This window comes from Anaeromyxobacter terrae (assembly GCF_022690685.1).
In the GTDB taxonomy this organism is placed as follows: Bacteria; Myxococcota; Myxococcia; order Myxococcales; family Anaeromyxobacteraceae; genus Anaeromyxobacter; species Anaeromyxobacter terrae.
Window position 1 is genome coordinate 17896 of sequence record NZ_JALCYY010000060.1, and the last position, 5711, is coordinate 23606.

Genomic DNA, 5711 nt, shown 5'->3' on the forward strand with positions numbered 1-5711 from the left:
CCCAATCTCCGGGGGGCGGCCCCCCCGCCCCCACGCGGGCTGGCCGCGGTCGTCGGGGGCCCACCCCTGCTCGGCGGGGCCCGTGAACCTTCGCGCCCGCGTTCGCGGGAGCGCGAAGGTTCCCCGCCGGGAGGGACTGCGTCCCTCCCCGTCGCTTCGCGACGGGGCCTCTCCCTGCTGACGGACGCAACCCGCGCTCGGTGCGCTTCCCCGCGGCCGGCGCGAGGGCGTAGTGTTCCCCGCCATGCGTACGGACGTGGTGGTGGTGGGCGCCGGCATCCAGGGCGCCTCGGTCGCCCTTCGGCTCGCGCTGGCGGGCCGCAAGGTGGTGGTGCTGGAGCGCTCGATCCCGGGCGCCGAGGCGTCGAGCGCGGCGGGCGGGATCCTGTCGCCGGGCGTGGAGGCGATCGAGCCCGGGCCCTTCTACGCCCTCTGCCGCGCCTCGCTCGCGCGCTACCCGGGGTTCGTGCGCGAGGTCGAGGCCCGCTCCGGCATCGCCGTGTCCCTCCGCTCGCTCGGCACGCTCGAGGTCGCGTTCGACGACGACCACGCGCGCCTCCTCGCCGGCCGCGCCGAGAAGCTCGAGCGGGCCGGCCTGCCGGTGCAGGTGCTCGACGAGGCGGCGGTCCGTGCGCTCGAGCCGGGTCTCTCCCGCGAGGCGCGCGGTGCGCTCTTCTTCTCCGACGAGGCCTCGCTCGACCCGCGGCTGCTCGCACGCGCGGTTTACGTCGCGGCCGCGCGCGCCGGGGCGACCTTCCTCACCGGCGAGGTGCGCCGCATCCGGACCGAGGGCGGGCGGGCGGCCGGGGTCGAGCACGCCACCGGCCGGATCGACGCGGACGCGGTGGTGCTCGCGGCGGGCAGCTGGAGCCTGCTCGTCGAGGGGCACGGCCTGCCCGCCGGCGCCGTCAGGCCGGTGCGCGGCCAGATCGCCGTGGTCGACACGCGGCCTCCGCTCCTCTCGCGCGTGGTCTTCTCCGGCCACGGCTACGTGGTGCCCCGGCCCGACGGGCGCATCCTCTGCGGCTCGACCATGGAGGACGTCGGCTGGGAGAAGGCCGTCACCGCGGGCGGCCTCCGCCACGTCCTCGACGTCGCGATCGAGATCGCCCCCTCCCTCGCCCAGGCGCCGGTCGTCGAGACCTGGTCCAACTTCCGGCCGGCGAGCCCGGACGGCGAGCCGATCCTCGGCGAGGGGACGATCCCCGGGCTCTTCTACGCGACCGGCCACACGCGCAACGGCATCCTCCTCGCGCCGATCACCGCGGACGCCATCGCGGCGGCCGTCACGGGCGGCGCTCCGCCGGTGGACCTCTCCCCCTTCTCCGCCGCGCGGCTCGCCGGGATCCTCGGCCCGAGGTGACCGCGCGACGGCGCCGGACGAGGTCCGGGCCCGCGGAGCGTGAGTACCTTCGCCTCGGATGGACGCGCCCACCGACGTCCGCGAGGTGAAGGACCGCCTGTTCGCCCGGCTCGCGCGGGGGCAGCTCGTGCTGCTCGTCGGCGCGGGCGCCTCGCGCTGGGCGGGCCTCCCCTCCTGGCGCCAGACCGTCTGCGCGCTCGCCGAGGATCTCGTCCCCGCCCTGCGCGAGCAGGTGCCCGACGCGCCCCTGCGCTTCAGCCCGCCTGCGCCCGACGCGCCCATCCCGGTGGAGGCGCTCCTCCGCATCCCGGAGGCGTACCGTTTCCTGCGCGGCGACGAGCGGCTCGTGGCGAAGCTCCGGGCGCTGTTCGACACCTCCCGGATCGATCCCGCGGACCTGCCGCTGCAGCGGCTCGTCGTCCGGCTCGCGCCCTTCGTGCCGGCCGTCTACACGACGAACTTCGACGACCTGCTCGAGCGGACGTTCGAGTGGGCCGGCCAGCCCTGCCAGGTCGTCGCCGAGGCGGAGGACCTCCACCGCTGGCGCTTCGTGCAGGTGGGCCGGCGCTTCGTGCCGCGCTTCCCCATCTACAAGCTGCACGGCACGCTGGAGCGGCCCGGCTCGCTCGTCGTCTCCGAGTCCGACTTCCTCCGCCGCTCCGATCTCGCCGCGAACCCCATCGACCTGCGCTTCTCGTCCGACGTCATGGGGCGGGAGATCCTGCTCGTCGGCTACGGCTTCAACGACCCCAACCTGCGCTGGCTCTGGACGAAGCTCCGCGACCTGCGCGTGCCGCCGGTGGGCTGGTTCCTCGAGCTCGGCGCCTCGACCGACCTCGAGCGCGCGACGGCGGCCATGGACCGGATCGGCCGGGTGGACCTGAACGCCGCGGATCCGGTCCACCCTCCGGAGCTCCTCGCGTTCCTGGAGGAGCTCGCCTCGCGCTGCGAGAAGGAGCTCGGGACGCCGGCGGCGGGGTGACCGACCGGCGTCCATCGGCAACGGAAGCCGGGCGGCGCTGCCCTCTGCCGGCGTCCGCTCCCCCCTCCCCCGACCCTGCCCCACCACCCCTGCCGGGCATGTGATCGGGCGCGGGCACGGTCTCGCGCTCGGCTGGTGACCCCCCGGATGGCGCCTCCAGAGGAACCGTGGCAAGCTGCCGCCAATGTACCGGCCGCTTCGCCGCGCGGTCTGCCTCGCCCTCCTCACGGCATGCACCCGCGCCTCGCCGCCCATCGAGCCGGCGGCGTCTCCGATCCCCGCACCCTCGGCGCGCTCGAGCAGCGCGCCCGTCCCACCGGTGCGGCCGCACGACGCGGCCCTCGTCGCTCCCGAGCCCGTCGCGCCGCGCGCGCCGTGCCTGCCGACCGAGCCGAGCGCCTCGCCGGGCGTCCTGGTCGAGGAGTCGGCCGCCGCGCTCGATCGGGACGCGAAGGAGCGGGCGCTCGCCTGCGCCGACGAGGCGCTCGAGCTCGCGCCGCGCAACGTGGGCGCCCTCACCGCGCGCGGAGAGGCGCTCGCCGCGGCGAACCGCGTCGACGAGGCGCGCCTCGCGTTCGCGCGCGCGCTCGCGATCGATCCGGACCATCCCGGCGCCTTGCTCGGCGCGGCCGAGCTCCACGTGCGCCGCCTCGGCGGGAAGCCCGAGGCGATCGAGGCCGGCCTCGAGTACGCCGTCCGCGGCGCGCGCGCGGCGTCGCTGCGCAAGGACCGCGACCTCGCCGGGCGCCTCGAGCTCGTCGCGGGCATGGCCGAGAACGACCTCGGCCGCAGCCACCTCGCCCTCTCGCACCTCGACCGCGCCGTGCGCGCGCGCCCCGACGACGCCGACGCGGTGTACGAGCGCGGCGTCGCGCTCTACGAGCTGTGCCGCTTCGACGACGCGCAGCGCGCGTTCGAGCGCGCCCTGTCGCTCGCGCCCGACGATCCGTGGACGCTCCACCAGCTCGGCCTGCTCGCGGAGCGGCGCGGGGAGGGCGGGCGCGCCTCGTCCCTGCTCGGCCGCGCCCGGTCGCTCGCGCCCGGGGACTTCAAGGAGGAGCTGCCGGTCGACATGGCCGCGTTCCGCGCCGAGGTCGAGGCGGCCGTCGCTGGGCTCTCCGCGGACGAGCGCCGCGCGCTCCAGGCGGTGCCGATCGAGATCCAGGACCTCCCGGACGCGGCGGATCTCCTCGCGGTGAATCCGCCGCTCTCGCCCTCGATCCTGGGGCTCTTCCGCGGCCCGCCGGAGGACGAGGCGTGCACCGCCGCGGACGGGCCGCGCTGCCGCACCATCGTCTTCTACCGGAAGAACCTGCTGCGCTTCGCCCGCGACCGGCGCGAGCTCACCGAGCAGGTGGGCGTGACGCTCCTGCACGAGCTCGGGCACCTGCACGGCGAGAGCGACGACGACCTGCGCGCGCGCGGCCTCGAGTAGCCGCGCGCCTCCCGTCAGCGCTCCTCCTCGTCCTCCTCGTCGGCGCCCTCGTGCACGTGCATCGCCTCGACCTCGGGCGCCTCCGGCGGCTCGGGCTCGGCGAGGTTGGCGAGGTCGTCCTCGGGGCCGGGGAAGTTGCCGCCCGAGTCGAGGCCGAGCGCGGTGGGCGCCGCCCCGCCCACGTTCTCGAGCGGCACGACCTTCTCGTCCGCCTCGGTGGCGAGCTCGCGCACCAACCGCTCGCTCGGCTGCGCGGTGACCTCGGGGTCGTCGGGGGCATCGTCTCGGAATCGCCGGGCCATGCCTCAAGGTAGGGTCCGCGTGGCGGGCGGTGAAGGGCGGGAGGGCGGCGTGCTCACGGCCCGGCGAGCGAGCGGTAGAGCGACTCGTACGCCTGGGCGCTGCGATCCCAGCTGAAGTCCTGCGCCATGCCCCGCAGCCGCAGCGCGCGGAAGGCGCGGGCGTCCCGGTAGGTCTCGAGCGCGCGGCGAACCGCAAGCAGCATCGCCTGCGGGTGGTAGTCGCGGAACTTGAAGCCGGTGCCGCGGTTGAGGCCGTCGTAGTCCTCGACCGTGTCGTCGAGCCCCCCGACCGCCCGGACGACGGGGACCGTCCCGTAGCGCAGCGAGTACATCTGGTTCAGTCCGCACGGCTCGAACCGGCTCGGCATGAGGAACAGGTCGGCGCCCGCCTCCATCCGGTGGGCGAGCCCCTCGTCGAAGCCGATCCGCGCCGCCATCCGCTCGGGCCGCTCGCGCGCGGCGCGCTGGAAGACCTCCTCCCACTCGCGCCGCCCGCTGCCGAGCAGGGCGAGCTGCAGCTCGCGCCCGAGCAGCTCGGCGAGGGCGGCGACGAGGAGGTCGATGCCCTTCTGGTCGGCGAGGCGCCCGACCATCGCGACGAGCGGGATCTCCGGGCGCTCCGGCAGCCCGAGCTCGCGCTGCAGCGCCGCCTTGCAGCTCGCCTTGCCGGTGAGATCGGCGGCGGAGTAGCGGGCCGGGAGGTGGCGGTCGGTCGCGGGATCCCACTCGGCGACGTCGATGCCGTTCAGGATGCCGTGGAGGTCCCGCGCGCGGTGGCGGAGCAGCGCGTCGAGCCCCACCCCGCCGTCGGGCGTCGTGATCTCCCGCGCGTAGGTGGGCGAGACGGTGGTGAGCGCGTCGGCGAACACCAGCCCCGCCTTCATGAAGTTGAGCTGATCGTGGAACTCCATCGCCTCGTAGCGGAAGACGTCCCACGGCAGCCCGAGCGCGGGCACGACGTGCTTCGAGAAGACGCCCTGGTAGGCGAGGTTGTGGATGGTGAAGACGGTGCGCGCGCCGGCGAGGGCGGCGTCGCGCGCGTGCTCGTGGCGGAGCAGGAACGGCACGAGCCCGGCCTGCCAGTCGTTCAGGTGGACGACGTGCGGCCTGAGCCCGAGCGCGGCGGGCAGGGCGAGCGCCGCGCGCGCGAGGTAGGCGAAGCGCTCGGCGTTGTCGGCGTAGTCGTGCGCCTCGCCGTAGAGCCCCCGCCGCGAGCCGAAGAAGTGCTCGTGCTCGACGAAGTACACCGGCGCGCGATCGCGGCTCACCCACAGCGTGGTCGGCTCGCCGCGCACGTCGAGGGCGCGGTGGAGTGGGTGGAGCCCGTGCGCGTGCGGGTCGATCGAGCCGTAGCGCGGCGTCACCACCGAGACCGCGTGCCCGCGTGCGGCCAGCGCGCGGGGGAGGGCCGCGGCGACGTCTCCGAGGCCGCCGGTCTTCGACCAGGGCGCCACCTCCGACGCCACGAACAGGATCTCCATCGTGCCCTCGAGCTTGGCCCGCTCAGGATCTCACGGGGGCTGCGCCCCCGCCCCGCCGAGCGGAGCTCGTCGGGGCCCCACCCCGGCTCGCCGGGTCCCGTGCGCCACCGCGGGCGGCTTCGCCGCTATCGCGGTGGCGCCCCGGCGG

The 5711-nt window shown here is 75.9% G+C and carries 5 protein-coding genes; 3 read left to right on the top strand and 2 right to left on the bottom strand.

Annotated features, from left to right (window positions below):
- Window positions 1-244 precede the first annotated feature (244 nt).
- From thiO to MNY62_RS20710, 3 genes are all read left to right on the top strand, one after another.
- Window positions 245-1363: a glycine oxidase ThiO gene (thiO, locus tag MNY62_RS20700; RefSeq protein WP_242346255.1), complete on the top strand. Its 1119-nt coding sequence runs from the start codon at window positions 245-247 to the stop codon at window positions 1361-1363.
- A gap of 58 nt (window positions 1364-1421) precedes the next feature.
- On the top strand, window positions 1422-2345 hold the full coding sequence (locus MNY62_RS20705) for an SIR2 family protein (protein ID WP_242346256.1): 924 nt from the start codon (window positions 1422-1424) through the stop codon (window positions 2343-2345).
- Between the two features lie 184 nt (window positions 2346-2529).
- On the top strand, window positions 2530-3780 hold the full coding sequence (locus tag MNY62_RS20710) for a metallopeptidase family protein (protein WP_242346257.1): 1251 nt from the start codon (window positions 2530-2532) through the stop codon (window positions 3778-3780).
- 14 nt (window positions 3781-3794) lie between these two features.
- On the opposite strand, the gene MNY62_RS20715 is transcribed toward MNY62_RS20710, so the two are convergent.
- The gene (locus MNY62_RS20715; RefSeq protein ID WP_242346258.1) at window positions 3795-4082 is read right to left on the bottom strand and encodes a hypothetical protein; all 288 of its coding nucleotides are present in this window, start codon (window positions 4080-4082) and stop codon (window positions 3795-3797) included.
- 53 nt (window positions 4083-4135) lie between these two features.
- Window positions 4136-5563 (bottom strand): glycogen synthase GlgA, encoded by a 1428-nt coding sequence (gene glgA / locus MNY62_RS20720; RefSeq protein WP_242346259.1) that lies wholly within the window; start codon window positions 5561-5563, stop codon window positions 4136-4138.
- Window positions 5564-5711 lie beyond the last annotated feature (148 nt).